The following is a 25,614-nucleotide window of genomic DNA, read 5'->3' as shown; positions in this document are numbered from 1 at the left end:
AAGTCATCGCTAATCTGGCAAGCTAACCGGTTCGGGGGGATCATGCGGCTTCTTATTGCTCTCGGTCTGTTGCTGACGCCCGCTGCTGCACGTGCCGAATGGTTGGAAGCCTCGAGCGACCATTTTGTGGTCTATGCGGAAACCCGGGCGACAGAGGCTCGCCTATTCTCGCAGCAGCTCGAAAGCTACCATGCGGCCATGGCAGCGGTCACGGGATCGCCGAACCTGCGTCCCAGTCCGTCCAACCGCCTCACTATTTATGTTGTGAGTAGTGAAGCGCAGGTTCGAAAGCTGTATGGGGCCAATTCGCAATATATAGGCGGATTTTATGTGCCCCGCGCTGGTGGATCGGTCGCAATCGTTCCGCAGGTCAGGGCTACGCGCGGTCAAATCGACACGTCAATGATCACGCTGCTCCATGAATATGCGCATCATTTTCTGATTGGATCGAGCAGCTTTCCTTTGCCCCGCTGGATGTCGGAAGGTGCTGCGGAGTTTTTTTCGTCAGCCGCATTTCCGAAGGACGGCGGCGTCGAACTCGGACGGCCGGCGCAGCATCGCGCCTATGAGCTCTACATGGCAGCCGATGTGACTGCGGGTGATTTGCTTGACCCTGCCGCCTATGAAAAGCGCCGCAGCAAGAGGTACGACGCTTTCTATGGCAAGAGCTGGCTGCTTTATCATTATCTGACCTTCAGCGCCGAAAGGAAAGGCCAGCTTACACGCTACCTCACCCTTATGTCTCAGGGTAAAGACCCGCGGTCTGCTGCTATCGAAGCATTTGGAGATTTCGGCCAGCTCGAACATGAGCTGGATCGCTATCTGCTCAAATCTCGGATGACGATGATCAAGCTGCCCGCCGGCATGATCAAAACCGGCCCCGTCGTCGTGCAAGGGATGACGGCAGGGGCAAGCGCCGTGATGCCGGTCATCATTCGTTCGAGGCGCGGTGTCGATCGTGAAATGGCCAAGGCCGTTCTGGCCGACGCGCGCGCCATAGCTTCGCGCTTCCCGAAGGATGCCGCAGTCCTCTCTGCGTTGGCGGAGGCAGAGCATGACGCTGGCAACGATAAGGAAGCGGTCGCCGCCGCCGATGCTGCCCTTGCCGTGGACCCGAGGCAGGTCAACGCCTATGTCCAGAAGGGGCTTTCCCTCTATCGCATCGCGCAAGATGCACCGGATCGCGACGAGAGCTATAAGGAAGCACGCGCTCCTTTCACGGCGCTCAATCGCATCGAAAATGACCACCCGCTGCCGCTCTTCTATTATTATGACAGCTTTGTCCGTCAGGGGAAAACGCCATCTTCCTTGGCAATTCAAGCGCTGGAACGGGCGTCGGAACTGGCACCGTTCGACCTTGGGCTGCGCATGACCTTGGCAATGCAGCAACTGCGTGTCGGTGATCGCAAACAGGCGCGGCGTAATTTACTGCCGGTGGCTTACAACCCGCACGGCGGCAACATGGCAGAGTTCGCCAGCAAGACGTTGGAGCGGATGGACAAGGAGCCGAACTGGGACGGGAGTGGCATGCCCGTTCCCGCATCCGATAACGCCATAGCAGCTGGGCCTTAGGCAACCTCGTCAGAACGGAGCCGCCTCAATTTGGGGGGCGTCTCCAGTTGCGCCGCATCTTTGATGCCCATGCGTAGATCTTCCCGTGTCTGATGAATGGACGCGATAACAGGCCCCATCGCCACGCCCAGGTCGACCAGCGCAGTTTCAGCCAGCTGAAGCGAGCTTTCCAGCGTTTCAGGCACAGCATCGCTGGCGCCCGCTTGATAAAGTTGCGCGGCATGATCTGTATCGCGCGCTCGAGCGATGATGGGCAAATCCGGCACCCATCCCCGGACCCTCTTCGTCACTCGTACCGATAGCACCGGATCGTCCATGGTGAGGATCAGTGCTCGAGCGTGACCAAGACGAAGTTTGTCCAACATTTCGGCACGCGCCACGTCGCCAAAAAGGATCGGATATCCGCCCCGTCGCCCTTCAGCGACTACGTCAGGGTCCGATTCCACGACTGTAAAACGCTGATTGTGAACCCGCAGGAGGTCGCACACCATCCGTCCCACACGGCCAAAGCCGATAACGACGGCCGCCGCCTCCGTGCTTTCCTGCTGCAATTCAGGCGTATCTTCGCCTAATGCCATTTCGAGCCTGCGCGCGATGTCATGGCCGATACGGGCGAGGAGCGGCGTGATAGTCAAGCCGATCGCCGTAACGATCTGCCAAAAAGCAGCGGTGGAGGGCAAAATCAGCTTGGCTGCAGCCGCGGTCGAGAGGACGATAAGAGTAGTTTCGGAAGGGCTGGCCATCAGCAGCCCTACTTCCAGGGAAACGCCCTTTCGAGCACCCGAGAAATAGAGCAGAGCTGCCGTGACCAACGTCTTGGTGATGACCACCCCGACCACCGCCAGAATCAGGCTGGGCCAGTTCGCGAGTATCACCCTGACATCCAGGCTCATGCCAACGGTGATCAGGAACACGCCAAGCGCGAGCCCCTTGAACGGTGCCGTCATCACTTCGACTTCGCCATGATATTCGGTCTCAGCGATCAACAGGCCTGCAAGTAACGCACCCACAATCGGTGATAGACCTGCGAGAGAAGTGGCGATGCTGGAAACGATGACCACCAGCAGGCTCGCGGCGAGGAACACCTCGGGACTTTTCGTCCGTGCAGCCTGACTGAAAATATGTGGGAGGACGATGCGGCCGAGAATGAGCATCACTGCGATCGTGATGCCGCCCTTCAAAAGTGTATTCGCCAGTTCGCCCCAAGCTCCGTCCACGCTTGCCGCTGCCGAGGGAGCAAGAGCGCCCAGCATGAAGATGATGGGAACAAGTGCCAGATCTTCAAAGAGGAGCATCGCAAAGGCCGCGCGCCCTACCGCACTTTGTGTACCGACCATCGGCAGCACCACGGCAGTCGAGGAAAGCGCGAGCGCAAGGCCAAGCCCGATCGCGCCTGCGGGAGGCTGGCCGAGCAAGTAAAGTCCCATCGCTATCAGCGATGCGCCACCGATAAGTTCAGCTGCGCCCACGCCAAAGACTTGAGCTCGCATGGTCCAGAGACGGCGAAAACTCAGTTCCAGACCTATCGAGAAGAGCAATAATATGACGCCGAGTTCCGCGAACGGCTCTATGGCCTCCCTGTTCGATATGGTGACATGATATAGCCATGGATATTCGGCGACTAACGCGCCGAGGCCAGACGGCCCCACTGCCAGGCCGACCAGAATAAACCCAATGACGGGACTGATCCTGAAGCGAGCAAAGCCGGGGATTACCAGTCCCGCCGCCCCCAAAACGACAAGGGAGTCGCTGAAACTTTGAGGATTGATCGCGCCGGCCATGCTCTATCATTGCGGGATGCGCGGCAGAATATCCAGCCTTGCGGCAAAATTCACATGCTGCCGGATGATGTCCTTGGTGCGGACGGCGGGACTTGAACCCGCATTCCCAGGGGGAGGCGGATTTTAAGTCCGCTGCGTCTACCGATTTCGCCACGTCCGCATGGCGCTTTCCCTGACCGGTCCAGACGCGCAGGTCAAGATGTGCTGATGATCACTGAGCTTTGCTGTTGAGCCGCTCGCGCATTTCCTTGCCAGGTTTGAAATAGGGTACACGTTTGGCCGAGACCGGCACCTGCTCTCCGGTACGGGGATTGCGCCCGGTCCGCGCGTCGCGCGCACGGGTGGTGAAGGCGCCAAAGCCTCGCAACTCTACCCGCCCTCCACTGGAGAGGCGATCAACAATCTCTTTGAAGAAGAGATCGACAATCCTCTCGACCTCCTGAAGGCCAAGATCTGGATTTTCTTCTGCCAGCGTCTGAATTAATTCCGAACGTATCATTGGTCCTCCAGCTCCCCCTTCTGGTTCCCAGTTTAGTTATAGTGAGTCCCCTCTCACATGCAATTATCCAATGTCGGTAGTTGTTTTCTCATTTTGGGATAGAAAAGCCCGCCGGAAGCAGTTTCCGGCGGGCCTATTACTTTAGTTAGATGCCGAAGGGATTAGCCTTCGTTCTTGGCCTTGAGTGCCTCACCCAAGATGTCGCCGAGCGATGCACCGCTGTCGGACGAACCATATTGAGCAACGGCCTGCTTCTCTTCTGCGATCTGCAGCGCCTTGATCGAGAAGGTTGGCTTCTTGGCGCGATCAAAACCGGTCACCAGGGCGTCGAACTTCTGACCGATCTGGAAACGCTCCGAGCGCTGCTCATCGCGATCACGGCCAAGGTCGCTGCGCTTGATGAAGCCGGTGGCGCCATCTTCGCCAGCCTGGACTTCCAGGCCGCCGTCGCGGACTTCCAGAACCGTGACGGTAACCGTCTGGTTCTTGTTGAGACCAGCAGCAGCAGCAGTCGTACCGCCAGCGGCCGGGCCGCCACGTTCAAGCTGCTTCATGCCGAGGCTGATGCGCTCCTTCTCGACGTCGATGTCGAGAACGACGGCCTGAACCGTCTCGCCCTTGCGGTGCAGAGCCAGCGCGTCTTCGCCCGAAATGCCCCAGGCGATATCCGACATGTGGACCATGCCGTCGACGTCGCCGTCCAGGCCGATGAACAGGCCGAACTCGGTTGCATTCTTGACTTCGCCTTCGACCGTCGAACCGATCGGGTGACGTTCGGCAAAGCTGTCCCAAGGGTTGTTCTGGGCCTGCTTGAGACCGAGCGAGATGCGGCGCTTCTCGGGATCGACTTCCAGGACGATGACATCGACTTCCTGGCTGGTCGAAACGATCTTGCCGGGGTGGACGTTCTTCTTGGTCCAGGACATTTCCGACACGTGGACGAGGCCTTCGATGCCCGGCTCCAGTTCGACGAACGCACCATATTCGGTGATGTTCGTGACGCGGCCCGACAGCTTCGCACCGACCGGATACTTGGCGGCTGCGCCTTCCCACGGATCGCTTTCCAGCTGCTTCATGCCAAGGCTGATGCGCTGGGTGTCGCGGTTGATGCGGATGATCTGGACACGGACGGTGTCGCCGATGTTGATCATCTCGTTCGGGTGGTTGATGCGCTTGTACGACAGGTCGGTGACGTGCAGCAGACCGTCGATGCCGCCAAGGTCAACGAACGCACCATAGTCGGTGATGTTCTTGACAACGCCCTCGATGATCTGACCTTCGGCCAGCGTCTGGATGAGGCCCGAGCGCTGTTCGGCGCGGGTTTCTTCCAGGATGGCGCGACGCGATACGACGATGTTGCCGCGGCGGCGATCCATCTTCAGGATTTGGAAGGGCTGCGGAATGTCCATCAGCGGGGTGACGTCGCGGACGGGACGGATATCGACCTGCGAGCCGGGCAGGAACGCCACGGCGCCGTCGAGGTCGACGGTGAAGCCACCCTTGACGCGGCCGAAGATGACGCCTTCGACGCGGGCATTTTCGGTGAACTCGGATTCCAGCTTGTCCCAGGCGGCTTCGCGGCGAGCGCGGTCGCGGGACAGCATGGCTTCGCCATGAGCGTTTTCGACGCGGTCGACATAGACTTCGACTTCGTCGCCGACCTTCAGGTCAGCCTTCTGACCGGGCGCGGCGAATTCGCGCAGCGGCACGCGGCCTTCCGACTTCAGGCCGACGTCGATCAGCGCCATGTCGTTTTCGATGCCGGTCACGGTGCCCTTGACGACGCGGCCTTCGAAGCCGCCGTCTTCACCGCCAAGTGATTCATTGAGAAGCGCGGCGAAATCGTCGCGCGAGGGGAGTGCCGTAGAGGCCATGGTAGTTCCTTCACTCGTCATTGCTGGCCTACCGGTTGTGTCCGGTGGTCTTTCAGGCCAAACAGCCCGCGCAGCCGGATTGCCGCGTGAACATCCATTCGGCCATGACAAGTGACGCCCCGTAGATAAGCGAAAAGGGCGCCTGGGATTCCCAAGCACCCGTCATCGCGTCAGGCCTTTCGCCGACGTTCCAACTGGGCGTCCACCAGTGCAATGGCTTGCTGGACGGCGGCGTCTATAGTCAAATTGCTGGTGTCGAGCAAGTCCGCTCCATCGGCCATTCGCAGCGGAGCATGGTCCCTGCTCATGTCGCGCGTGTCGCGTGCCTGAATGTCCGCAATCAGGCTGTCCATGTCCGGCCGCCCGCCGTGCGACAGCGCGTCATCATAGCGCCGCTGCGCGCGAACATGGACGCTGGCTGTTACAAAGATCTTGGCATCGGCGTCTGGTGCAATGACCGTCCCGATGTCGCGGCCGTCGAGGATCGCGCCGCCGGGCTGGGTAGCGAAATCACGCTGGCGCTTCACTAGCGCCTGGCGGACGCTCTGATGGACGGATACACGGGATGCAAGGGAGCCGATCGCTTCGCTACGCAATGCTGGATCAGCGAGAACGCCATCATTGAACGAGCAGGCCGCCAGCGCATCGGCTTCATGGTCGGGGTCCCCGCCGGTCTTTACCACGGCAAGGCCTACAGCTCGATACAACAGGCCAGTATCCAGTACCGGCAAGCGATAATGGCGCCCGAGCGCCTTGGCGATGGTGCCCTTGCCCGAAGCTGCCGGGCCGTCGACGGCGATGATCATGATGTTTCGCCTTTCCGCAATGCCTTGGCGAGGCCGATGAGTGCGATGAGCGCCCATACGACCTCCAACGCCAACGAGGCCATGTTGAAATGCACCGTCAGCGAATAAAGCAGCAGCAGCGATCCGATCAGATTGAGCAGGTTGAACAGGATAAAATTCAATATCTTCGCCATGTTGCTATAAGCATAGGCGATGACCATCAGTGCACTGCCGATCAATCCGATGACATTGGCGAGATCAAAGGTCATGGCATCGCGCCCAGCTTTTGCAGTAGTGCGGTGAAATCGGGAAAGCTAGTGGCGACAGGCCGCATGTCGTCAATGGTGACGCCGCTTTTCGATATCAGTCCCGCAACGGCAAAGCTCATCGCGATACGGTGATCGAGCTTGGTGGCGATCGGACCGCCGCCGGGAAGGAGTGCGCCACCCGTGCCTTCGATGATGATGCCATCTTCCAGCTCTTCAACGGTCACGCCGATGGCGCGAAGGCCCTCGGCCATGGTGGTGATGCGATCGGACTCCTTGACGCGGAGTTCTTCAAGGCCGCGGAATATGCTGCGTCCCTCGGCAAAGGCTGCTGCGATAAAGGCAACGGGATATTCATCGATCATGGAAGGCGCGCGAGCTGGATCCGGCTCAACGCCTTTCAGGTCAGACGCTGTCACGACGACATCGCCGACAGGTTCGCCGCCGACCTCTCGTGGATTGTCGATGACGATATTGCCGCCCATCTCCCGCAGCAGATCGATCAATCCTGCCCGTGTGGCATTGAGGCCCACATTGCCGATCGTGACCTTTGAGCCGGGGACGAGTAAGGCGGCAACGATCGGGAAGGCTGCAGAAGAGGGGTCGCCCGGCACGGCGATCGTCTGCGGGCGCAGTTCAGCTTCGCCCCTCAAGGTGATGATACGCGTGCCATCGGCCTCGACCTCGACCTCCAGCTCCGCGCCAAAGCCTCTCAGCATGCGTTCGCTGTGATCGCGAGTCGGGATCGGCTCGATCACGCGCGTCACGCCGGGGGTGTTCAAGCCCGCGAGCAGGATGGCAGACTTGACCTGCGCGGATGCGACCGGAAGGCGATAGTCCAGCGGGACGGCCGGGCAGGCGCCGCGCATCGTCAGAGGCAGCCGGTCTCCGGGGCTTGACGTGAAGCTGGCACCCATGCGGGACAGAGGTTCAGTTACACGCCCCATCGGACGCTTGCTGAGCGATGCATCACCTGTGAAGGTCGCGGTGATGGCATGACTTGCTATCAAGCCCATCAGCAGCCGGGTCGATGTGCCGCTGTTGCCCATGTCCAGGGCTGTCTGGGGTTGCAGCAACCCGCCGACCCCTACGCCCTTGATGTGCCAGATGCCATCGCTATCCCGGTTGATCTGCGCACCCATGGCACGCATTGCGGCAGCGGTGGCCAGTACATCTTCACCCTCCAACAGTCCCTCGACCCGGCTTTCTCCAACCGACAAGGCGGAAAGCATGAGCGAGCGATGCGAGATGCTCTTGTCACCCGGTACGGTCACGCTTCCGGAGAGGGGCGGCGCGCCATTGAAGGTCATCGGGAGCGGATCATCGGAAGAAGAGGTCAAGGGTCAATCCGTTTGGCAGGGAACTGAAAAATCGCGCCCGGCTTTTGACAGCGCGGTTCTGCTATGGCAAGGCGCCCGTCGCTTCGCGGGCGACATGGTCGTGCCGCGTGATATTCGTTGAAGCACTCGTAAGAAGGACAAGGCCGGACATGGTCAAGGCTGAATGGGGCACGAAGCGTATCTGCCCGAAATGCGCCACGCGCTTCTATGACCTGGGCAAGGACGACCCGGTCATCTGCATCAACTGTAACACTGCCTGGGAACCCGAGCCCGTTCTTAAGTCGAAGCAGCCGCTGCCTTATGAGGAAGCACCCAAGAAGGTCATCGAGACTGCCGATGGCGAACTGGAGTCGGCGGATGACGATCTGGATCTGGATCTCGACGTCGATGATGACGGCGACTCACCGGACAATGACGTTGATCTCGGCGGTGACGACGACCTCGGTGTCGATGCCGCGGGTGACGACGGCGACGACGACAATTAAGTAATTTTCTGCTTGCCAAGGAAGTTGCTGCCTCCTAATGGCAGCGACCTCCGAGGCGCTGGACCCAAACAGCGCCGACATTGGAAAGGGGCCTTAGCTCAGCTGGGAGAGCGCCTGCATGGCATGCAGGAGGTCAGCGGTTCGATCCCGCTAGGCTCCACCAATTTCCGAGCAGCGGCGTTTATCGGCCTAGTTTGATATGCTGAAGCTTGGGTTTGGGGTCGAAGAATGATGGCTGTCCGGAAAGCGGCATAGCCTTTTTCACGGATGCAGCCTATTCTGCATTGAGATGGGGCCTTAGCTCAGCTGGGAGAGCGCCTGCATGGCATGCAGGAGGTCAGCGGTTCGATCCCGCTAGGCTCCACCAAATCCCCATCTATTTCGTAAGCCGATGGCAGGGATCAGGCGATTGACTGTGCGTGCGGCCGCATTTGCTGTGCCGGGCCTCTAACCCTCAACGTCAGGCGGGCTGTACAAAGCTGTCCATGACGCGCTTGCGGCCCGCTGTCTCAAAGTCGATTTCCAGCTTATTGCCCTCGATTTCGGCAACGGTTCCGTAACCGAATTTCTGATGAAAAACGCGTAAACCCAGCTGCATGTCATCCCGACCCTTGTTGCCGAGTGAGATGGCAGATGCTCGGGCTTCCACGATCCGAACAGGTTCGCGATTGAATTGACCGCCTTGTTGCGCACGTTGCCAACCCGGGCCGCGGCCGTTGCCACGTTGGACATTGGAGAAGGGGTCGGCACGCTCAGACCAGTTGGCGCGCCATAATGACGCTCCGCCAGTCATGCTGCTTTCTTCCTCGACATGCTCAGGCGGCAGTTCGCCGACAAAGCGGGACGGGATAGAACTGGTCCACTGGCCATATATACGCCGGTTGGCAGCATGCAGAATGATGCACATCTTTCGAGAGCGCGTGATCGCGACATAGGCGAGCCGGCGTTCCTCTTCGAGGCTGTTGAGCCCGCCTTCGTCGAGCGCGCGCTGGGACGGGAAAATTCCTTCTTCCCAGCCTGCCAGAAATACGGTGTCGAACTCGAGCCCCTTTGCCGCGTGTATGGTCATGATCGTGACCTTGCGTTCTTCGGCTTGCGCATCATTGTCCATGACCAGTGATACGTGCTCTAGAAACGCGCCAAGCGTTTCATACTCCTCCATCGCGCGGGTAAGCTCGTTCAGGTTTTCAAGGCGGCCCGCACTTTCGGCTGTACGCTCCGCTTGAAGCATCGCGGTATAGCCGCTTTCATCGAGTATCTGGCGCGCCAGTTCGGCATGGGGCAGCTGAGCCGCCCTGTCACGCCAACGTGCAAGGTCTCCTATGAACGATCCCAGGCCTCGGCGCGCCTGAGGTGTCAATTCATCGGTGTCTAGGATGCGCGCAGCCGCTAGCGCCAAAGGAATGCCTTCCGCCCTTGCCAGTCGGTGAAGCTTCTCCACCGCCTTGTCGCCAAGGCCTCTTTTGGGAACGTTGACGATCCGCTCGAATGCCAAATCGTCAGCCGGTTGATTAACAAGACGCAGATAGGCAAGCGCATCCCGGATTTCGGCACGCTCGTAGAAACGGAATCCGCCCACGATACGATAGGCGAGGCCGATCTGGATGAAGCGGTCTTCAAACTCGCGAGTCTGATGCTGTGCGCGAACCAGGATAGCCACATCATCGAGCGACTGCCCGGAACGCTCCAGCGATTCGATCTCGTCGCCTACGCGGCGAGCTTCCTCTGGGCCGTCCCAGACGCCGATGACACGGACCTTTTCTCCGACGTCGATATCGGTCCAAAGCGTCTTCCCCAACCGGTTGCCATTTTCGGCAATCACTCCGGAAGCGGCGCCGAGAATATGAGGCGTCGATCGGTAATTCTGCTCCAGACGAACGATCTTGGCGCCGGGAAAATCTTTCTCGAACCGCAGGATGTTGGCGACTTCGGCACCTCGCCACGAATAGATGGACTGGTCGTCGTCGCCCACGCAGCAAATATTCTTGCGCTGTTGAGCGAGCAGGCGGAGCCACAGATATTGGCTGCTGTTAGTGTCCTGATATTCATCGACCATGATGTAGCGGAACCGTTGCTGATAGCTTTCCAGCACATCACGATGGCGCTTCAGAATCGTCAGCACGTGGAGCAGCAGGTCGCCGAAATCGCAGGCATTCACCTCACGAAGCCGGGCCTGGTAAGCTGCGTAAAGCTTCTGGCCGCGTCCATTCGCATAAGTTTCGCTATCGCTGGCACCAATTTCTTCCGGCGTTAGTCCCTTATTCTTCCATTGGTCGATCAGGCCGCCCAACTGCCGCGCGGGCCATCGCTTTTCATCGACGCCTTCTGCTTGGATCAATTGCTTCATCAGGCGGAGTTGATCGTCGGTATCAAGGATGGTGAAATTGGACTGAAGCCCCACCAATTCCGCACGCCGGCGCAGCATCTTCGCCGCGATTGCATGGAAGGTCCCGAGCCACGGCATCCCCTCGACCGCAGGACCTATCATGCGTCCGACGCGCTCGCGCATCTCTCTCGCGGCCTTGTTGGTGAACGTCACCGCCAGAATCTCGGACGGGTAAGCACGACGCGTAGCGACAAGATGAGCAAGCCGCGCGGTCAGTGCGGCGGTCTTGCCCGTTCCTGCACCTGCCAGCACGAGGACCGGCCCCTCGGTCGTAAGCACAGCCTCCCGCTGAGGTTCATTGAGGCCCTGAAGATAAGATGGATCATCGGGCGAGGGAGCGGGGACGGTCATGTTCAACAACTAGGGAGCATGGGAAGGGTGAGCAAGGGCAGCCCCTTGCAGCGGCCATCGATCTATGAGAACAAAAGGCGAATCATGCAAGGGGAAATGCCGTGGCCAGGGGACGATGCCGGTGTGGATCGATCCATTACGAGGTAGAGGGAGAACCATTCTACAGCGCTATTTGCCATTGCAGCGACTGCCGCCGCAGTGCCGGAGCGCCCATGGTTGGTTGGGCGCTCTTTGCAGAGGCAAATCTGAAGGTTGTGGGCGAGCCGAGGCTGTACCGATCTTCTGAAGACGCGACACGGCACTTCTGCGCCAGTTGCGGCACCGGCCTTTTCTACCGGAATTCGAAAAATTTTCCCGGGATGGTCGATATCCAAACTTCGACTTTGGATGACCCCTCTCTATTTCCTCCCGTCATCCACGTGCAATGGGCAGAGGCATTGCCGTGGATGGGCGCTGCACATGAACTTCCCCATGTTGAGCGCTACCCGGAGGATTGATTACATTCATTTGGTGGCAGCAGGACAACAGTTCGTCGCGGATATGGAACGCTGGCGTCACCGATCTGGTTTTTCATCAGCCAAGAGGCAGAATGGGGTGAAGAACAGGAAAGGATGACCCGATGAAATCGATCATGCTTGCAGGTGCGGCATTGCTGGCTTTTTCAACCGGCGCTAATGGCATTGCGATCGCCCAGGGTGCGCCGGACAATACGGCTCAGCCTCCAGCAACTGACACAATGCCGGCGGATCCGGCGACACCCGCAACGACTGCCGATCCGAACGCGGGTCAGCCTACCGGAGAGGTTCCGCCTGCTACAGGTATGGCGCCAGCTTCGCCCGCAGTGCCTAGAGATCCCGCGGCTCCTGTAGGAAGCTCAGCAAATCCCGTGACGGTGGGCGGGAACATGACGCCGCCGCCTGCTGGCGGTAAGGACTATCCGCTGTGCAGCCGAACCGTACAGGATAGCTGCATCAATCCAGGTGAAGCGCCGCGTTCTAAGAAGGCGCGCAGGAATCGCTGACTTGGGACAGGGGCGCGGGCAGGGCGGCAATGAGCGCCGCCAGCCCGGCCTTGTCTTTAGCGGCGTCGGCCAAGCTGTGCTGATCGAGCACGGCGAGGAAGGCGGCTGTCGCGGCCTTTAATATGCCGGAGAGGCCGCAGGCGGAGCGCAGCCCGCAACCGGCACAGTCCGCTAGATTCATGTCGGTTTCGGTATGGCGGATGACTTCGCCTAAACTGATCAATTCGGGAGGGCGGGCGAGCGTGAAGCCGCCGCCTCTTCCTCTCTGGGTGATGATGAAGCCGCCGAGGCCGAGATGATGGACGACTTTCATCAAATGATTGCGTGACAACGCGTAGGCGTCGGCGACTTCGGGGATTGTCGCGCGGCCGGTGGGCGTGACTGCCAGATGGATGAGGACGCGCAGGGCGTAGTCGGTGTGGCGAGTCAATTGCATGAGGGAATGCGTTAATTGAAAGAGATTTGGGGATCAAACATGTAGCTAGTTTACATGTTTAAACATGTCACGTAAATGCACCTTTATCGAGTCTCATAAAGGGGTGCATCATGAACCAGCTCAGCGCTGAAACCATCGCGATCGTCAAGGCAACCGCTCCCGCGCTTCGGAGCCATGGCGTGGAGATCACCACAGCCATGTATAAGCGGCTGTTTCAGGATGCGTCGATCAAGGACATGTTCGACCAGGCGGCGCAGGAAAGTGGCGAGCAGCCGAAGCGTTTGGCAGCCGCTATCCTGGGATATGCGGAGAATATCGACAAGTTGCAGGCACTGACCGGCGCGGTGGAGCGCATGGTGCAGCGGCATGTCGAAACCGGCGTGAAGGCCGAGCATTATCCGAAGGTCGCCGAGGCGCTGCTGCCCGCGATCCGTGATGTGCTGGGGGCTGAGGTAGCCACCGACGCGGTCCTGGAAGCTTGGGGTAAGGCTTACTGGTTCCTGGCGGATATTCTGATTGGGAAGGAAGCGCAGGCTTATGAGGATGCTGAGGCTGCTTGATTGAGAGGAGCGGGGGGCGCTTGGGGCGTTCCCCTCTCCCTAACCTCGATGAGAGTCACCTGCCTCTCATCGACCCCTGAAGGGGAGAAGGACTCAGGCTGCTCTTAACAGGGTCAGGCGCGCCTTCCCTACGTCCCTTATTGCGTCCGCGACGAAGCCCTTCACTTCCACATCCTCGCGACGGTCGGTTTCGATGCTGACCCAGGTTGCGGGGCCGGTCCATCCGAGACGGCTGAGCTTGTCGAGCGCTACCGCGCCCGCGCCGCTATTGTAGGGCGGGTCCATGAAGATGAGGTCGAGCGGCTTGGGGGCTGGGCCGAGGGACAGGACGCTGCTCTGGCGGATATCCGGCCGGACGCCGAGCCGTTCGCCATTGGCGCGGATCGCCTCCAAGGCTGCACGATCCTGTTCGACGAAGAGACAAGTGGCTGCGCCCCGCGACATGGCTTCAAAGCCCAGGGCTCCCGAGCCTGCGAAGAAATCACCGACATTCAGGCCTTCGAAGGAGCCGATCCGGCTCAGCAGCATGGAGAAGAGCGTTTCGCGGGTGCGATCGGCGGTGGGGCGGGTGGCATCGCCCTTGGGAGCGGTGAGGGGGCGGCCTCTCCATCGGCCTGCGATGATTCTCATGGGTGGCGTTCCAGAAGAAGGGCGGGCTTCGGCAAATTCAGCCCGAAGGGATGAAAATCAGGATTTGGGCGTCTTCAGGCTTTTGCGGAAGACGATGAGGTCATGCTGCCGTACCTCCTCTACCGCGCCGGAAGCCAGTTCGCCTAGGTGGAAGGGGCCATAGCTGGTGCGGATGAGGCGGCTTACCTGAAGCCCGAGATGTTCCAGAACGCGGCGGACTTCGCGGTTCTTGCCCTCCGTCAGCGTCATTTCAATCCACTGGTTGCGCCCGGTGCGGCGTTCCAGATTGGCCTCGATCTGTCCGTAGCGGATGCCGTCAATTTCTATGCCTTCGAACAGATCTTCAAGCTGGGCCTGGCTGATGTCGCCGAAGGCGCGGGCGCGGTAGGTGCGGGGAACGCCCGTTGCGGGCAATTCCATCTGCCGCTTGAATTCGCCATCGGTGGTGAGGAGCAGCAGCCCTTCGGTCGTCATGTCGAGGCGGCCGATCGGCATCACGCGCGGCAGATCGGCGGGCAAGCGGTCGTAAATGGTCGGGCGGCCGCGGGGATCACGTTCCGTGGTCAGATAGCCTGAAGGTTTGTGAAAGAGGAAGAGACGTGCCGGAGCAGGCTGAGCGACTGGCGTTCCGTCCACCGCGACTCCGTTGAGCGAGGTCAGCAAGGTCGCAGGCGTAGATACCGCTTCGCCGTCCAAGGTGACGCGGCCTTCCTCGATCATCCGTTCGACTTCGCGGCGCGAGGCTATGCCGGCGCGGGCAAGCAGCTTGGCGATGCGTTGCGGTTCATTCTTGCCGCTGGCGGCCGCAGCCGTGCGAGCCGGATGAGGATTGGCAGGCTTGGCCGGAGCGGCCTTTGCCTTGCGGAAAGGGGGGCGAGCCGGACGCGTACCAGCTGGCTTGTCCTGCGAAGGGCGCCGGGGTCCGCCCGGTCCTGCCCTGCGCGGCGGTCCTGATTTTTTCGGCGGCTCCACGCTCGGTTCCTTTAACGAAGCGGCGGCACTTCCCATATGGAAAGCACCGGAAAATGACGAAAGGTGCCGTGCCATCGCCCAATGCGGAGGAACGGCCGCAACTCCCTTGGGATGCTGCGCGTTTGATCGGTTGCATGGCGCATATGGGGCGGATCGGCAAATGTTTTTCGGGCTAGTCAAAGGGGACTCAAAGCCACGGCAGCAGGGACAGGCGATCCGCAGCGTGCTGGTCGTTGAAGACGAGCCGCTGGTCGCGTTCGACAATGAGCATGTGCTGGAGCAAGCGGGATATCGCGTTGCAGCGACCGTCGATGATTATGATCATGCCATCCGCGTGATCGAGCAGGATGAGGTCGATCTGGTCATCGCCGACATCACCCTGCACGGGGACAAGACCGGCATCGACGTCGCTCGGCATGCCTATGCCAAGGGTTTGGCGGTACTGTTCGTCAGTGGAAGTTGCCCGGTGGACGCGCATGAGATGGCGGTCGGATGCTTGGCCAAGCCCTATTTGCCGCGCGAACTGCTGGCTTCCATCGGCGTGATCGAGGCGTTGATGGTAGGGGCGGATCGTCCCCGGGTGCCTCGGAGGTTGCATTTGTTTGATGATGTGGGGTGAGTTGGGGGTGGGGCAGCGGGTTTCGTTGTGCTCGGGATCGGCGGCTGAGTAAGTGCTGTTGAGGGAGATGCTAGCTTTCGCTCGCATAACAGCGTGTCAACGGCGGCTAACGACCACTTTTGGACATTCTGCCGTCCGCGCCTTATGCCCAGATAAGAAAGTCCACAAAGGCAAATAGGGCTACCCAGACTAGCACCAAAGCATAGAAACCGAGGACGCTTTCTGATCTACTGATTTGCGTCGCCTTTCCTCCCGCAATGGGCACGCGGATAGTCTGACCGCGCAACAGCATAGCTGCCACGACGAAGATTTGAGCGATGGCTACAGCAGCAAAGAATAGGTTCATGCGCTCAGCTTAGTGGGTTGCTGGGCAGGTCGGCAATGTCAGCTATCATCAACGCCGTCGGGTTTAGCAGACCGTCCCCAATCCACCCTTTATGTATGGGCGTGTGTTGAGATTTTTGTGACGCTAGGTTCGGCTCTCGCCCGAAAGATGCCAGCGTTCGCTGGCATGACGGATAGATACTAGAGCAATGATCAGTTGCGGGCATCGTGACGCTATCTCATTCTACACTGATGACCCGGACAGCGATGACAAGGCTCAAGGCGTGGGCGAGGAATACCAAGCGTGATATCATCGCCCTCTGGCTCGCTGCGCGCGATCCGCGGGTTGCCTGGTATGCGAAGGCTTTGGCGGCTGCTGTCGCGGCTTACGCCCTGTCGCCGGTCGACCTCATTCCGGATTTCATTCCTGTCCTTGGCTATCTTGATGATCTGGTGATCGTGCCGTTGGGCATCATGGCTGCGGTCAGGCTCGTTCCTCCGGATGTGATGGCTGAGCTTCGGATGAAGGCCGTGGAGCGGCGCAAGCCCGTGTCTGTGGCAGGTTTGATCTTCGTTGTGATGGTGTGGATTGTGGCGGTCGGGTTTGTGGGGTGGATGTTGGTGGGTTAATTGCGTTGAAGCGGCAACTTTTCGCACGCGATCGACGTTGCGCTGGCCCACCCCCAGCCCTCCCGCCTGCGGGAGGGGAGATAGGGAGGGCCGTTGTGCTTGTTTCTTCGATGATTGGTCATATGGTGGCGGAATAGGCATCTTCGGGGGCGCAGCTTTTCATGAATGACATTGCCGTGGGCACCAGAAGTTGGCTGGATGCTGTGAAGCCCTATGTGGAGAAGGCGCCGCTCGCTGCGCTTTTCCTGGGAATTTCGTCGGGCTTTCCCTTTGCGATGATCGGCGCAAACCTGGCGTCACGGTTGGCGCAGGACGGGATCGATAAGAAAAGCGTCACGGCGTTCAGCCTGGTGCTGCTCGCCTATAACCTCAAATGGCTATGGGCCTGGGTGATCGAAGGGGTGAAGCTGCCCCTGCTGCATCGGCTGGGGCAGCGCGTATCCTGGATGCTGGTGGCCGGGCTGCTGGTGATGGCAGCGGTGGTCAATCTCGCCTTTGTCGATCCGGCGAACGACCTGATGGGCACGGTGCGGGCGGCGATCCTGTTGGGGATTGCGGGGGCGACGTTCGACATCATCATCGATGGCTATCGGATCGAGATATTGCGGCCCGAGCAATTGGGCATCGGTGCGGGCATGTCGCAATATGGCTGGCGGATCGGCGCGGCAGCGGCGGGTGCGCTGGCGCTGGTGGTGGCGCAATATTGGGACTGGACGCTGGCTTATCTGGTCTGTTCCCTGTTCGCGCTGCCCGCGATGCTGGCGGCGCTGGTCGTCGGCGAGCCCGAGCGGCATCGGGAGATTGCTTCGCGCAAGACGGGCGGGGAGCTGGTGCAGGCGATCGTCGGGCCTTTCGTCGACTTCTTCAAGCGCAAGGGCGCGCTGCTCGTCCTGCTCTTCATCATCGTGCACAAGATCGGGGACACGCTGGCGAACCTGACGTTCCGGCTGCTGTTCAACGATCTGGGCTACAGCAATGAGGAGATCGCGATCTACGATGTGGGCGTGGGCTTCTGGGCGTTGCTGGCGGGGATTTTCGTGGGTGGCGTGCTATATGCGCGGCTGGGGTTGAAGCGGTCGGTGCTGATCAGCCTGGTGCTTATGGCGGTGTCGAACTTCAGCTTTGCGCTGCTGGCGGGGACCGGCAAGAGCAATCTGGGCATGGCGGGCGCGATCGGCTTCGAGAATTTCGCGAGCGGGATCGGCGGCGTGGCGGTGGTCGCTTACTTCTCAGCGCTGTGCGACCTGCGCTTCACCGCTGCCCAATATGCGATGATTTCGGCAGCGGCGAGCATCGTTGGGCGCTTCCTGACCGGGACGACGGCGGGGGCGCTGATCGAGCGGTTTGGCTATGTGGACTTCTACCTGTTAACGACCGTGCTGGCGCTGCCGGGCATCATCCTTTTTTGGTTGATGATGCGCAGCGGGCTGGTGGATGCGAGCGTCGGCAGCGCGGCGACGGAGGAGGGCGCTCAGGCGCCTGCGTAAAGGTCCAGCGGGCGGCCGAGATCGCCGTGCGCCTGGGCGACGGCTTGCAGGCAGGTGAGCGCGCCCAGCACATCGTCGGTTCCGAGCAGCGTGGCGAGCTGGTCGTAGGATGAAGGAGGGTCCTGCAGCGCCGTGCTGATCGCGTGCATGAGCGTTGCTTCGTCGGCGGTCATCCGGGCGCAGCAACAGGGCGCGACCAATATCCGGCGGGTGGCGCAGCGGGCGACCTCCAGCATCATGGCGCGCATCAGGACGAGCGGACGGCGATAGCTGCGCCCGAAAGCGCCGAGCATGGCGTTCGCGGCATGAGCGTCGTTGACCCCGGCGCTGGCCATGCGGCGCATGGTGTAGAGGAAGAGGCGGTTGCCGTAGCCGTGCGGCATCGAGCGGGGCAGGTCTAGAGGGCTGATCTCTCCATGGGCCATGTGCGAGCACCTTTATCCGTTGTGTGACGGACTGCAGGTTACGCTATTGCGAGTCAATCTCAAGTCTATTCAGTCAGGAAACTGCTCGTTCAGGCGCAAAATTTCGCCTGCTAGGTAAAGCGACCCGGCGATGAGGAGGAGCGGGGCTTGATCTCCGCTGGTGGTGGCGACGGCCTGGATCGCTTCGGCGGGGCTTGCATGGGCCGTGCAGCCTATGCCCCATTGCTCCGCGATCGCGGCGAAGCGGCTTGCGGGGTGATGATCATGGCCCGGTACGGGCAACGCGTGGATGTGCGCGATGCGCCCGGCGAAGGGAGCGAGGAAGGCGTCCACATCCTTGTTGGCGAGCATGCCGATGACGAGATGCAGTTGGCGGCCGCCAAGCCTGTCGGCGGTGAAGAAGGCGCTGATTGCTTCGCCTGCTCCGGCGTTATGGCCGCCGTCGAGCCAGGCTTCGCTGCCAGGCGGGAGGGGGGCGAGCAGGGGTCCGTGGTCCAGGCGCTGGAGGCGCGCGGGCCAATGCGCCCAGAGGGGCGCGGCCTTCAGGGCGGCCTCGCTGACGGGCAGGGCGCTTTGATGGCGGAGCATGGCGAAGGCGAGCGCGGCGTTCTGTACCTGATGCGCGCCGGGGAGGCGGGGGAGCGGGGTGTCGAGGCGGCCCTGCTCGTCGCGGTAATGGAGCCGGTCGCGGTAGCTTGCGGCGTCCCAGCTTTGGCCCATGGGGAGCCAAACGGTGCGGGCGCGGTTGGCGGCTTCGCGCATTACGGAAGCGAGCGATTCGGGGTAGCGCTGCGTGACTAGGGGCGCGCGGGGCTTGGCGATGCCTGCCTTTTCCGTGGCGATCGCGCGAAGATTGTCGCCGAGGAAGGCCTGATGATCGAGGCCGAGCTGGGCGATGCCGCAGACGGCGGGATTCTCGATGATGTTGGTGGCGTCGAGCCGTCCGCCAAGCCCCACTTCGATGATGCAGGCATCGGCGGGATGTTCGGCGAAGGCGAGGAAGGCGGCAGCGGTCGTGACTTCGAAGAAGCTCGCGTTGATACCCTCCGCAACGTCCAGCACGCGAGAAAGATAGTGGGCGAGCGCTTCGTCGCTGATCAGCTGGCCATTGAGCCGGATGCGTTCGTTGAAGCGGACCAGGTGGGGCGAGGTGAAGACGTGGACGCTCCTGCCGTCCGCTTCCAGAGCCGCGCGCAGAAAAGCACAGGTCGAGCCTTTGCCGTTGGTTCCCGCGACATGGAACACCGGCGGCAGCGCCCGATGCGGATCGCGCAGGCGGTCAAGCAAGCGAGTGATGCGGTCGAGGCCAAGCGTGTCGGCGCCGGGCGAGAGCGTGGCTAGCCGGTCCAGTTGAGCCTGAACGCCCGGATCATCGGAAATGGCGTGGTCGGGCATGGCCCTAAATCCCTCGCGCGGTGGCGTCAGGCAGCCGCGCGGGGAGCGAGGTAGCCGATCACCCGTGCGAGCGTGTCGCGCAATTCGCTACGGTGAACAACCATGTCGAGCATGCCATGTTCCAGAAGATATTCAGCGCGTTGGAAGCCATCGGGCAGCTTTTCGCGGATCGTGCTTTCGATGACGCGCTGGCCTGCGAAGCCGATAAGGGCGTTAGGCTCGGCGATCTGGACATCGCCCAGCATCGCATAGCTGGCGGTGACGCCACCCGTCGTCGGATCGGTGAGGACGACGATATAGGGGAGGCCCGCCGCGTGCAGTTTCTGGATCGCGACGGTCGATCGCGGCATCTGCATGAGGGATAGTATCCCTTCCTGCATGCGCGCGCCGCCTGCTGCGGTGAAGATGACATAAGGGCATTTATGGCCAATGGCTTCGTTCACGCCCTGGATGAATGCCGCGCCCACGCCCATGCCCATGGAGCCACCCATGAAGGCGAAATTCTGCACACCCATGACCAGCGGAACGTCGTCGATCGCGCCGCGCGCGTTGATGAGGGCGTCCTGATCCCCGGTCTGGGCACGGGCGGCCTTCATGCGGTCGGGATAGCGCTTGGAATCGCGGAACTTGAGCGGGTCTTCCTGAACCGGCGGGGTCGGTAGCAGGATGAAGCCCGCGTCTAGGATTTGCTCGAACCGCTCGGACGGGCCGATGCGGCCATGATGGTCGCAGCGCGGGCAGACGGACAGATTGTCTTCCCACTCCTTGATGAAGATCATTTCCGTGCAGGACGGGCATTTGTGCCACAGCGTCTCGGCCGTGCTTTCCTTTTTAGCAAGGAAGGGGACGGCGTTGCGGACGCGGTTGATCCAACTCATGCGGCGGTCTCCCGAAAATGGGGGCTGTTGGCTTTGAGAGCGCCGCTCAAGGTGGCGACTAACTCCTGAACGAAGGGGGCGGCGGCGTCGCCATGCGAGCCGATGATGTCCACAATGGCCGATCCGACGACCACGCCGTCAGCGACACGGCCGATCGCGGCGGCCTGCTCGGCGGAGCGGACGCCGAAGCCGACGGCGATGGGAAGGTCCGTCGCGGCCTTCAGCTTTTCCACGGCCTGTTCGACGGCGGTTTGGGCTGCCTGCTGTTTGCCGGTCACGCCCGCAACGGCGACATGGTAGAGGAAGCCGCTGGCGCCATCGAGCACGGTCGGAAGGCGCGCGGCATCGGTCGTGGGTGTCGCGAGGCGTATGAGGTGAACGCCTGCCGCGCGCAGAGCAGGGCCGATTTCGGCGTCCTCTTCGGGGGGCGTATCGACACAGATGACGCCATCGACGCCTGCTTCACGGCACTGGTTCGCAAACCATTCGGAGCCACGGATCAGCATCGGATTGGCATAGCCCATCAGCACCAGCGGGGTATGGGGGTGCCGCGCGCGGAAGGTGGTGGCGAGATGGAAGATGTCCTTGGTCTTCGTACCCGAGCCAAGGCTGCGCAGATTTGCCAATTCGATCGCGGGGCCGTCCGCCATCGGATCGGTGAAGGGCATGCCGAGTTCGATGATGTCGGCGCCGCCAGCGACAAGGGCGTCGAGGATCGCCGGAGTGGCAGTAACCGTCGGGTCGCCCGCGGTCACGAAGGTGACGAGGGCGGCGCGCCCTGCTTCCTTGCAGGCGGCGAAGCGGGTGGCGAGGCGGTCAGTCATCAGTAATCCCTGCGCGGGCGTGTTCCTGCGCAGGCAGGAATCCAGATCGGACGGCGGGACTGGGCTCCTGCCTTCGCAGGAGCACGGAGTGCGCGGAAGGGCATCACATCTCCACTCCCAGCGCGTCGGCGACGGTGAAGATGTCCTTGTCGCCCCGTCCGGAGAGATTGACGACGATGATCTGGTCCGCGTCCATCGTGGGGGCAACCTTTTCCGCGCTGGCGATGGCGTGGGCGGATTCCAGCGCCGGGATGATGCCTTCCAGAGCCGCAAGCTTCTGGAAGCTGGCGAGCGCTTCGTCATCGGTGATCGGCATATATTGAACGCGGCCGATCTCATGCAGCCAGCTATGTTCAGGGCCGATGCCGGGATAGTCGAGCCCGGCCGAAATGCTGTGTGCTTCAGTGATCTGGCCGTCTTCGTCCTGAAGCAGATAGGTCCGGTTGCCGTGGAGGATGCCGGACGCGCCGCCCGCGAGCGAGGCAGCATGCTTGCCGGTGAGGCCCTCGCCCGCTGCTTCCACGCCGATCATCTTGACGTCCACATCGTCAAGGAAGGGGTGGAAAAGACCAATGGCGTTGGAGCCGCCGCCGACCGGGGCGATCAGCAGGTCAGGCAGGCGGCCTTCGATTTCGACGATCTGCTGGCGCGCTTCCTTGCCGATCACCGACTGAAAGTCGCGAACCAGTTCCGGATAGGGGTGCGGCCCGGCAGCAGTGCCGATGATGTAGAAGGTGTCGTGGACGTTTGAAACCCAATGACGCAAGGCGTCGTTCATCGCATCTTTCAGCGTTTGCGAGCCTGACACGACGGGAATGACTTCCGCGCCCAGCAGCTTCATGCGGAAGACGTTGGGCTTTTGCCGCTCGACATCCTTCGCGCCCATGAAGATTTTGCATTCCATGCCGAACAAGGCGGCGACGGTGGCGGTAGCGACGCCATGCTGGCCCGCGCCCGTTTCGGCGATGACCTTCTTCTTGCCCATGCGGCGGGCAAGCAGCGCCTGGCCGATGCAATTGTTGATCTTGTGCGCGCCGGTGTGGTTCAATTCCTCGCGCTTCAGATAGATTTTTGCGCCCTTACCATCTGGGGCATCGGCGCGTAGCGCTTCGGTGAGGCGGCCTGCATAGTAAAGCGGGTTGGGCCGGCCGACATAGCTTCGCAGCAACTCTTCGAACTCGGCTTCGAAAGTCGGGTCCTGCTTTGCTTCCTTGTAGACCTTTTCCAGCTCCAGAATGAGCGGCATCAGCGTTTCGGCGACATAGCGGCCGCCGAAAGACCCGAAATGACCGGATGCGTCCGGTTGCGAGCGGAGGGAGTTGCTGATGGTCATGATTGCTGTGCCGCTTTGCAGAAGGCCATGATCTTGTCCACACTCTTGATGCCTGGCGCGCTTTCCACGCCCGAAGAAACGTCGATCATCGGTGCGCCGGTGATGCGGATCGCTTCGGCGACATTGTCGATGCCGAGACCTCCTGAAAGGCCCCAGGGCATGGATATGGGGACGCCGCGCAGCAGGGTCCAATCGAAGCGCAGCCCCATTCCACCTGGGAGCGCCGCGCCGTCGGGCGTTTTCGCATCAAACAGGAGGAAGTCGGCCGCACCGGCATAGGCTCTCGCTGCGTCGATGTCCGCGCGGGTCTTGACGGAAATGGCTTTCCAGACGGGGAGTTCGAAGCGCTTGGCGATGGCGGCGGCGCGTTCCGGGCTTTCCTTGCCATGGAGTTGCAGGGTGGTGAGCGTTTTGGTTGCGGCGAGTTCAGCAAGCGTTTCGTCTGTAGGATCGACCAGGACAGCTACGCGCTCGACATGGGCGGGGATGGTTGAGGCCAAAGCGCGCAACTGGTCGGCCTCGACATGGCGGGGGCTCTTGGCGAAATGGACGAAGCCCAGATGGGTCGCGCCTGCCCGAACGGCTGCGCCGATCGTGTCGGGCGTGGAAAGGCCGCAAATCTTGATGGCGAGTCGGGGCATTTGGGGGCTTTAGCGGCTGTTGGGTTGGGAGAGAACCGGTTTGATCCTCATGCGATCAGCCCGAACGGGAGGATCAGACCGTCAAATCCATATCGTGGAGCGCCAGCCATTGGTCGGCATGGTCGATACAGGCTTTGCCGAGGAACGCGTCGACCTGATCCATGATCTGGTCGTCGGTGAGTTGCGCGGGGTCGAGCGGCGGGTGCCAGTGGACGCGGAAATCGGGCCCGGTGGTTCGGATCAGGTAGAAGGGGAGGAACTTCGCGCCGACTTTGCGGCCGAGGCGCAGCGCGACGGAAAGATTGCCGGACGGCGGCAAGTCGCGGCCGAAGCGGGGGAACCAGACCTGACGATCGCGGCGCTCGTCCAGCAGGATGTAGAGGGTGGCGCGGTCCTTGGTCGTCAAATGCTTCAGGATACCGCGAGCCGCGCCGTCGCCGGTGATCGCCTCCCCCATATAGGAGCTGCGGGCGCGTTTCAGCATGGCGGCCTGCCCCGGATCTTGCGGCGGGTCATAGACGCCGAGACCGGGGCGGTCGGTCGACGCCTTGATATGGGCGGCGAGCAGGTCCCAATTGCCGATGTGCACCGCGAGCGCGATCATGGGGCCGGGACCGGCGAGGACCTCTTCATAGCCTTTGGCGTCTTCGACCGTGATATGATCGTTTTCGATCAGCCGGTCGATGTTGGTGAGTTCGGCCATGGTGCGGCCGAGATTGATCCAGCGGCGGGTGAGCATTTCCTCACGCGTGGCTTCATTCAGATCGAGGCGCAGGATAGCGAGGTTGGCGCGGGCGCGCTGATCGCGCAGCTTCATGTTCCTCCGCGCGACATTCGCGGACAGCCAGCCGCCGAGCCATGAGGCGACCGACGCCGGGAGAATGCGCAGGAGGGTGAAGAGAAAAGGGTTGGAGAGCATCTTGCCAAGCGTCATACAGCAGCAATCAGGGCGGTAAAGGGCTTGGATTTACGATGGGTTGGGCCTTTTGGGCGTGGGCGGTGCTGCAGGGGCTGACGCTGCTGGGCGTGCTGAACTATTGGCGGCATCTTCCAGTGGACCGGAGGGAGGAAGCGCCTGAGGGCGTGGTTGTCCTGCTGTCGGTTCGCGATGATTGGGATGGCGGGGCGGAACTAATCGCCCGGTTGAAGGCGCAGACGGCGCGGTTCCGGCTGGTGATTGCCTCAAGCGGAGGGTGCCCAGCGGCGGAAGCTTTGGCAGCGCGGGAGGGGGATTGGGTGCAGCTTGTCCACGCGGGCATGGCAATCGATGAGGGGCAGAAGGTTCATAAATTGCGGGCGGCTTTGCGGGCTTTGCGGCCGGAGGACCGCTATTTGGTGTTCGTGGATGCGGATATCGAGCCGCCTGCCCGGTTGGTGGGGCGGCTGCTCTTTCCCTTGGTGCGGGGGAAGGCGGACATCGTGACCGGCTATCGGCTGCTGTTGCCTGAGGCGCGGCCTGTGGCGGCGCTGGTTGGGGCTGTGGAGATGCAGTTGGCGACATTGCCACGGGCTGCGAGTGCGACCATGCCCTGGGGCGGAGCGATGGCGTTGACGCGTGAGGTGGCGGAGCGGCTCGACCTAGACGCGGCGCTGGCGGGGCGGTTGTCGGATGATATGGCGATCGGCCTTGCGGGATGGCGCGCGAAGCTGCGGTTGCGGCCGGTGCGGGATTTGCTGGTGGCATCGCCGCTGGAGGGGGGCGGGGGGATTGCGTTCGGCGTGCGGCAGTACCGGCATATCGTGACAAACAGCGTGGGGATGTGGGGCATCGCTGCTCTGGTGGTCGGCGCGCAAGCTTTGGGCTGGGTTTGGGCGATGTGCTGGGGTGGTTGGGGCGCTCTGGCCATTGGCTATGCGGCGGCTTTTAGTCGCGCGCTGGGGCGGCGGCGGATCATCGCGGGAGTATTGGAGCCGGACCAGGCGCGGGCGGCGCGGCGTTCACTCTGGTGGGATGTGCTGGCGCCTTTTGCCGTGTGCTGGGCGCATTGGGGGATGCAACTCGCGGCGGCTGGATCACGGCGGATCAGGTGGGGCGGATTTGATTATTGGGTGAGCGGCGGGAAGGTGATGCGCATGAAGAGGGTCGAGTGACCACCTCCC

Annotated in this window: 27 protein-coding genes and 3 tRNA genes; 11 read left to right on the top strand and 19 right to left on the bottom strand. The window is 61.6% G+C overall.

What is annotated here, in order from left to right; all coding sequences use genetic code 11:
* Window positions 1-42: 42 nt before the first annotated feature.
* The gene (locus SPHS8_RS03490) at window positions 43-1,572 is read left to right on the top strand and encodes a hypothetical protein (RefSeq protein WP_201514058.1); all 1,530 of its coding nucleotides are present in this window, start codon (window positions 43-45) and stop codon (window positions 1,570-1,572) included.
* Here SPHS8_RS03490 and SPHS8_RS03485 read toward each other — a convergent pair.
* The 7 genes from SPHS8_RS03485 to aroA all read right to left on the bottom strand — a co-directional run bounded on the left by SPHS8_RS03485 (window position 1,569) and on the right by aroA (window position 8,087).
* Entirely contained in the window at window positions 1,569-3,353 is a 1,785-nt protein-coding gene (locus SPHS8_RS03485; RefSeq protein ID WP_201514057.1) for a cation:proton antiporter domain-containing protein, read from the bottom strand. The two genes, SPHS8_RS03490 and SPHS8_RS03485, sit on opposite strands and share 4 nt — an antisense overlap.
* A gap of 74 nt (window positions 3,354-3,427) precedes the next feature.
* A tRNA-Leu gene (locus SPHS8_RS03480) sits at window positions 3,428-3,513 on the bottom strand.
* Window positions 3,514-3,564: 51 nt separating this feature from the next.
* On the bottom strand, window positions 3,565-3,852 hold the full coding sequence (locus tag SPHS8_RS03475; protein ID WP_097091606.1) for an integration host factor subunit beta: 288 nt from the start codon (window positions 3,850-3,852) through the stop codon (window positions 3,565-3,567).
* Between the two features lie 161 nt (window positions 3,853-4,013).
* Window positions 4,014-5,726, bottom strand: a complete 1,713-nt coding sequence (gene rpsA / locus SPHS8_RS03470; protein WP_097091605.1) for a 30S ribosomal protein S1 — start codon at window positions 5,724-5,726, stop codon at window positions 4,014-4,016.
* 170 nt (window positions 5,727-5,896) lie between these two features.
* Window positions 5,897-6,532: a (d)CMP kinase gene (cmk, locus tag SPHS8_RS03465; protein ID WP_201514054.1), complete on the bottom strand. Its 636-nt coding sequence runs from the start codon at window positions 6,530-6,532 to the stop codon at window positions 5,897-5,899.
* Complete coding sequence (locus SPHS8_RS03460; protein WP_201514053.1) at window positions 6,529-6,780, bottom strand: CBU_0592 family membrane protein; 252 nt, start codon at window positions 6,778-6,780, stop codon at window positions 6,529-6,531. Before SPHS8_RS03460 ends, cmk begins: the two co-directional genes overlap by 4 nt.
* On the bottom strand, window positions 6,777-8,087 hold the full coding sequence (gene aroA, locus SPHS8_RS03455) for a 3-phosphoshikimate 1-carboxyvinyltransferase (RefSeq protein WP_201514854.1): 1,311 nt from the start codon (window positions 8,085-8,087) through the stop codon (window positions 6,777-6,779). Before aroA ends, SPHS8_RS03460 begins: the two co-directional genes overlap by 4 nt.
* A 179-nt stretch (window positions 8,088-8,266) precedes the next feature.
* Between aroA and SPHS8_RS03450 the strand changes: the two genes are divergently transcribed.
* From SPHS8_RS03450 to SPHS8_RS03440, 3 genes are all read left to right on the top strand, one after another.
* On the top strand, window positions 8,267-8,602 hold the full coding sequence (locus tag SPHS8_RS03450) for a TIGR02300 family protein (protein ID WP_201514052.1): 336 nt from the start codon (window positions 8,267-8,269) through the stop codon (window positions 8,600-8,602).
* A gap of 87 nt (window positions 8,603-8,689) precedes the next feature.
* Window positions 8,690-8,765: transfer RNA gene (locus SPHS8_RS03445), tRNA-Ala, on the top strand.
* Window positions 8,766-8,893: 128 nt separating this feature from the next.
* Window positions 8,894-8,969 (top strand) — tRNA-Ala (locus SPHS8_RS03440).
* A gap of 93 nt (window positions 8,970-9,062) precedes the next feature.
* On the opposite strand, the gene SPHS8_RS03435 is transcribed toward SPHS8_RS03440, so the two are convergent.
* Window positions 9,063-11,339: an ATP-dependent helicase gene (locus SPHS8_RS03435; protein ID WP_201514051.1), complete on the bottom strand. Its 2,277-nt coding sequence runs from the start codon at window positions 11,337-11,339 to the stop codon at window positions 9,063-9,065.
* 101 nt (window positions 11,340-11,440) lie between these two features.
* On the opposite strand from SPHS8_RS03435, the gene SPHS8_RS03430 reads away from it, so the two are divergent.
* Window positions 11,441-11,836: a GFA family protein gene (locus SPHS8_RS03430; protein ID WP_201514050.1), complete on the top strand. Its 396-nt coding sequence runs from the start codon at window positions 11,441-11,443 to the stop codon at window positions 11,834-11,836.
* A gap of 498 nt (window positions 11,837-12,334) precedes the next feature.
* Here SPHS8_RS03430 and SPHS8_RS03425 read toward each other — a convergent pair whose 3' ends face one another.
* Entirely contained in the window at window positions 12,335-12,796 is a 462-nt protein-coding gene (locus tag SPHS8_RS03425) for an RrF2 family transcriptional regulator (protein ID WP_201514049.1), read from the bottom strand.
* A gap of 110 nt (window positions 12,797-12,906) precedes the next feature.
* Between SPHS8_RS03425 and SPHS8_RS03420 the strand changes: the two genes are divergently transcribed.
* The gene (locus SPHS8_RS03420) at window positions 12,907-13,356 is read left to right on the top strand and encodes a globin domain-containing protein (protein WP_443018545.1); all 450 of its coding nucleotides are present in this window, start codon (window positions 12,907-12,909) and stop codon (window positions 13,354-13,356) included.
* Window positions 13,357-13,449: 93 nt separating this feature from the next.
* Here the strand turns inward: SPHS8_RS03420 and rsmD are convergent, their stop codons facing one another.
* Together rsmD and SPHS8_RS03410 are read right to left on the bottom strand one after the other, a co-directional pair.
* Window positions 13,450-13,986 (bottom strand): 16S rRNA (guanine(966)-N(2))-methyltransferase RsmD, encoded by a 537-nt coding sequence (gene rsmD / locus SPHS8_RS03415; protein ID WP_201514048.1) that lies wholly within the window; start codon window positions 13,984-13,986, stop codon window positions 13,450-13,452.
* A 57-nt stretch (window positions 13,987-14,043) separates the two neighbouring features.
* Window positions 14,044-14,958, bottom strand: a complete 915-nt coding sequence (locus SPHS8_RS03410; protein WP_201514044.1) for a pseudouridine synthase — start codon at window positions 14,956-14,958, stop codon at window positions 14,044-14,046.
* Between the two features lie 53 nt (window positions 14,959-15,011).
* Between SPHS8_RS03410 and SPHS8_RS20580 the strand changes: the two genes are divergently transcribed.
* Window positions 15,012-15,134, top strand: coding sequence for a hypothetical protein (locus tag SPHS8_RS20580; RefSeq protein ID WP_268933187.1), 123 nt, complete (start codon window positions 15,012-15,014; stop codon window positions 15,132-15,134).
* Window positions 15,119-15,577 carry a response regulator gene (locus tag SPHS8_RS03405; RefSeq protein WP_201514042.1) on the top strand — a complete coding sequence of 153 codons (459 nt, stop codon included), beginning with the start codon at window positions 15,119-15,121 and terminating at the stop codon, window positions 15,575-15,577. The genes SPHS8_RS20580 and SPHS8_RS03405 overlap by 16 nt, the downstream gene beginning before the upstream one ends.
* A 142-nt stretch (window positions 15,578-15,719) precedes the next feature.
* On the opposite strand, the gene SPHS8_RS20320 is transcribed toward SPHS8_RS03405, so the two are convergent.
* Window positions 15,720-15,923 carry a hypothetical protein gene (locus SPHS8_RS20320; protein WP_236574944.1) on the bottom strand — a complete coding sequence of 68 codons (204 nt, stop codon included), beginning with the start codon at window positions 15,921-15,923 and terminating at the stop codon, window positions 15,720-15,722.
* A 230-nt stretch (window positions 15,924-16,153) separates the two neighbouring features.
* Between SPHS8_RS20320 and SPHS8_RS03400 the strand changes: the two genes are divergently transcribed.
* Both SPHS8_RS03400 and SPHS8_RS03395 read left to right on the top strand, forming a co-directional pair.
* Window positions 16,154-16,531: a YkvA family protein gene (locus SPHS8_RS03400; RefSeq protein ID WP_201514039.1), complete on the top strand. Its 378-nt coding sequence runs from the start codon at window positions 16,154-16,156 to the stop codon at window positions 16,529-16,531.
* A 161-nt stretch (window positions 16,532-16,692) separates the two neighbouring features.
* The gene (locus tag SPHS8_RS03395) at window positions 16,693-18,018 is read left to right on the top strand and encodes an AmpG family muropeptide MFS transporter (RefSeq protein ID WP_201514038.1); all 1,326 of its coding nucleotides are present in this window, start codon (window positions 16,693-16,695) and stop codon (window positions 18,016-18,018) included.
* On the opposite strand, the gene SPHS8_RS03390 is transcribed toward SPHS8_RS03395, so the two are convergent.
* From SPHS8_RS03390 to SPHS8_RS03360, 7 genes are all read right to left on the bottom strand, one after another.
* Entirely contained in the window at window positions 18,003-18,443 is a 441-nt protein-coding gene (locus SPHS8_RS03390) for a DUF6628 family protein (RefSeq protein WP_201514036.1), read from the bottom strand. The genes SPHS8_RS03395 and SPHS8_RS03390 overlap by 16 nt on opposite strands.
* A 69-nt stretch (window positions 18,444-18,512) precedes the next feature.
* A complete protein-coding gene (locus SPHS8_RS03385; RefSeq protein WP_201514034.1) occupies window positions 18,513-19,838 on the bottom strand; it encodes a bifunctional folylpolyglutamate synthase/dihydrofolate synthase in 1,326 nt (441 codons plus the stop codon).
* A 26-nt stretch (window positions 19,839-19,864) separates the two neighbouring features.
* Entirely contained in the window at window positions 19,865-20,716 is an 852-nt protein-coding gene (accD, locus tag SPHS8_RS03380) for an acetyl-CoA carboxylase, carboxyltransferase subunit beta (protein ID WP_097091588.1), read from the bottom strand.
* Entirely contained in the window at window positions 20,713-21,540 is an 828-nt protein-coding gene (gene trpA / locus SPHS8_RS03375; protein WP_201514031.1) for a tryptophan synthase subunit alpha, read from the bottom strand. Before trpA ends, accD begins: the two co-directional genes overlap by 4 nt.
* A 103-nt stretch (window positions 21,541-21,643) precedes the next feature.
* Window positions 21,644-22,873, bottom strand: coding sequence for a tryptophan synthase subunit beta (gene trpB / locus SPHS8_RS03370; protein WP_201514030.1), 1,230 nt, complete (start codon window positions 22,871-22,873; stop codon window positions 21,644-21,646).
* The gene (locus tag SPHS8_RS03365) at window positions 22,870-23,514 is read right to left on the bottom strand and encodes a phosphoribosylanthranilate isomerase (RefSeq protein ID WP_201514028.1); all 645 of its coding nucleotides are present in this window, start codon (window positions 23,512-23,514) and stop codon (window positions 22,870-22,872) included. The genes trpB and SPHS8_RS03365 overlap by 4 nt, the downstream gene beginning before the upstream one ends.
* A 73-nt stretch (window positions 23,515-23,587) precedes the next feature.
* Entirely contained in the window at window positions 23,588-24,433 is an 846-nt protein-coding gene (locus SPHS8_RS03360; RefSeq protein ID WP_201514852.1) for a lysophospholipid acyltransferase family protein, read from the bottom strand.
* Window positions 24,434-24,486: 53 nt separating this feature from the next.
* Here SPHS8_RS03360 and SPHS8_RS03355 point away from each other — a divergent pair, with 53 nt between their 5' ends.
* Window positions 24,487-25,605 carry a glycosyltransferase gene (locus SPHS8_RS03355; RefSeq protein ID WP_201514025.1) on the top strand — a complete coding sequence of 373 codons (1,119 nt, stop codon included), beginning with the start codon at window positions 24,487-24,489 and terminating at the stop codon, window positions 25,603-25,605.
* Window positions 25,606-25,614 lie beyond the last annotated feature (9 nt).

Origin of the sequence: Sphingobium sp. S6 (assembly GCF_905120495.1) — a bacterium.
Classification (GTDB): Bacteria; Pseudomonadota; Alphaproteobacteria; order Sphingomonadales; family Sphingomonadaceae; genus Sphingobium; species Sphingobium agri.
This window is presented reverse-complemented; position numbering and strand designations above follow the sequence as displayed.

What these genes read in the sequence shown, in the direction of transcription:
- SPHS8_RS03490 (WP_201514058.1), top strand. Translation starts at nt 43, where the DNA reads ATGCGGCTTCTTATTGCTCTCGGTCTGTTGCTGACGCCCGCTGCTGCA.
- SPHS8_RS03485 (WP_201514057.1), bottom strand. Translation starts at nt 3,353, where the DNA reads ATGGCCGGCGCGATCAATCCTCAAAGTTTCAGCGACTCCCTTGTCGTT.
- SPHS8_RS03475 (WP_097091606.1), bottom strand. Translation starts at nt 3,852, where the DNA reads ATGATACGTTCGGAATTAATTCAGACGCTGGCAGAAGAAAATCCAGAT.
- rpsA (WP_097091605.1), bottom strand. Translation starts at nt 5,726, where the DNA reads ATGGCCTCTACGGCACTCCCCTCGCGCGACGATTTCGCCGCGCTTCTC.
- cmk (WP_201514054.1), bottom strand. Translation starts at nt 6,532, where the DNA reads ATGATCATCGCCGTCGACGGCCCGGCAGCTTCGGGCAAGGGCACCATC.
- SPHS8_RS03460 (WP_201514053.1), bottom strand. Translation starts at nt 6,780, where the DNA reads ATGACCTTTGATCTCGCCAATGTCATCGGATTGATCGGCAGTGCACTG.
- aroA (WP_201514854.1), bottom strand. Translation starts at nt 8,087, where the DNA reads ATGACCTTCAATGGCGCGCCGCCCCTCTCCGGAAGCGTGACCGTACCG.
- SPHS8_RS03450 (WP_201514052.1), top strand. Translation starts at nt 8,267, where the DNA reads ATGGTCAAGGCTGAATGGGGCACGAAGCGTATCTGCCCGAAATGCGCC.
- SPHS8_RS03435 (WP_201514051.1), bottom strand. Translation starts at nt 11,339, where the DNA reads ATGACCGTCCCCGCTCCCTCGCCCGATGATCCATCTTATCTTCAGGGC.
- SPHS8_RS03425 (WP_201514049.1), bottom strand. Translation starts at nt 12,796, where the DNA reads ATGCAATTGACTCGCCACACCGACTACGCCCTGCGCGTCCTCATCCAT.
- SPHS8_RS03420 (WP_443018545.1), top strand. Translation starts at nt 12,907, where the DNA reads ATGAACCAGCTCAGCGCTGAAACCATCGCGATCGTCAAGGCAACCGCT.
- rsmD (WP_201514048.1), bottom strand. Translation starts at nt 13,986, where the DNA reads ATGAGAATCATCGCAGGCCGATGGAGAGGCCGCCCCCTCACCGCTCCC.
- SPHS8_RS20580 (WP_268933187.1), top strand. Translation starts at nt 15,012, where the DNA reads ATGACGAAAGGTGCCGTGCCATCGCCCAATGCGGAGGAACGGCCGCAA.
- SPHS8_RS03405 (WP_201514042.1), top strand. Translation starts at nt 15,119, where the DNA reads ATGTTTTTCGGGCTAGTCAAAGGGGACTCAAAGCCACGGCAGCAGGGA.
- SPHS8_RS20320 (WP_236574944.1), bottom strand. Translation starts at nt 15,923, where the DNA reads ATGAACCTATTCTTTGCTGCTGTAGCCATCGCTCAAATCTTCGTCGTG.
- SPHS8_RS03400 (WP_201514039.1), top strand. Translation starts at nt 16,154, where the DNA reads ATGACCCGGACAGCGATGACAAGGCTCAAGGCGTGGGCGAGGAATACC.
- SPHS8_RS03395 (WP_201514038.1), top strand. Translation starts at nt 16,693, where the DNA reads ATGAATGACATTGCCGTGGGCACCAGAAGTTGGCTGGATGCTGTGAAG.
- SPHS8_RS03390 (WP_201514036.1), bottom strand. Translation starts at nt 18,443, where the DNA reads ATGGCCCATGGAGAGATCAGCCCTCTAGACCTGCCCCGCTCGATGCCG.
- SPHS8_RS03385 (WP_201514034.1), bottom strand. Translation starts at nt 19,838, where the DNA reads ATGCCCGACCACGCCATTTCCGATGATCCGGGCGTTCAGGCTCAACTG.
- accD (WP_097091588.1), bottom strand. Translation starts at nt 20,716, where the DNA reads ATGAGTTGGATCAACCGCGTCCGCAACGCCGTCCCCTTCCTTGCTAAA.
- trpA (WP_201514031.1), bottom strand. Translation starts at nt 21,540, where the DNA reads ATGACTGACCGCCTCGCCACCCGCTTCGCCGCCTGCAAGGAAGCAGGG.
- trpB (WP_201514030.1), bottom strand. Translation starts at nt 22,873, where the DNA reads ATGACCATCAGCAACTCCCTCCGCTCGCAACCGGACGCATCCGGTCAT.
- SPHS8_RS03365 (WP_201514028.1), bottom strand. Translation starts at nt 23,514, where the DNA reads ATGCCCCGACTCGCCATCAAGATTTGCGGCCTTTCCACGCCCGACACG.
- SPHS8_RS03360 (WP_201514852.1), bottom strand. Translation starts at nt 24,433, where the DNA reads ATGCTCTCCAACCCTTTTCTCTTCACCCTCCTGCGCATTCTCCCGGCG.
- SPHS8_RS03355 (WP_201514025.1), top strand. Translation starts at nt 24,487, where the DNA reads ATGGGTTGGGCCTTTTGGGCGTGGGCGGTGCTGCAGGGGCTGACGCTG.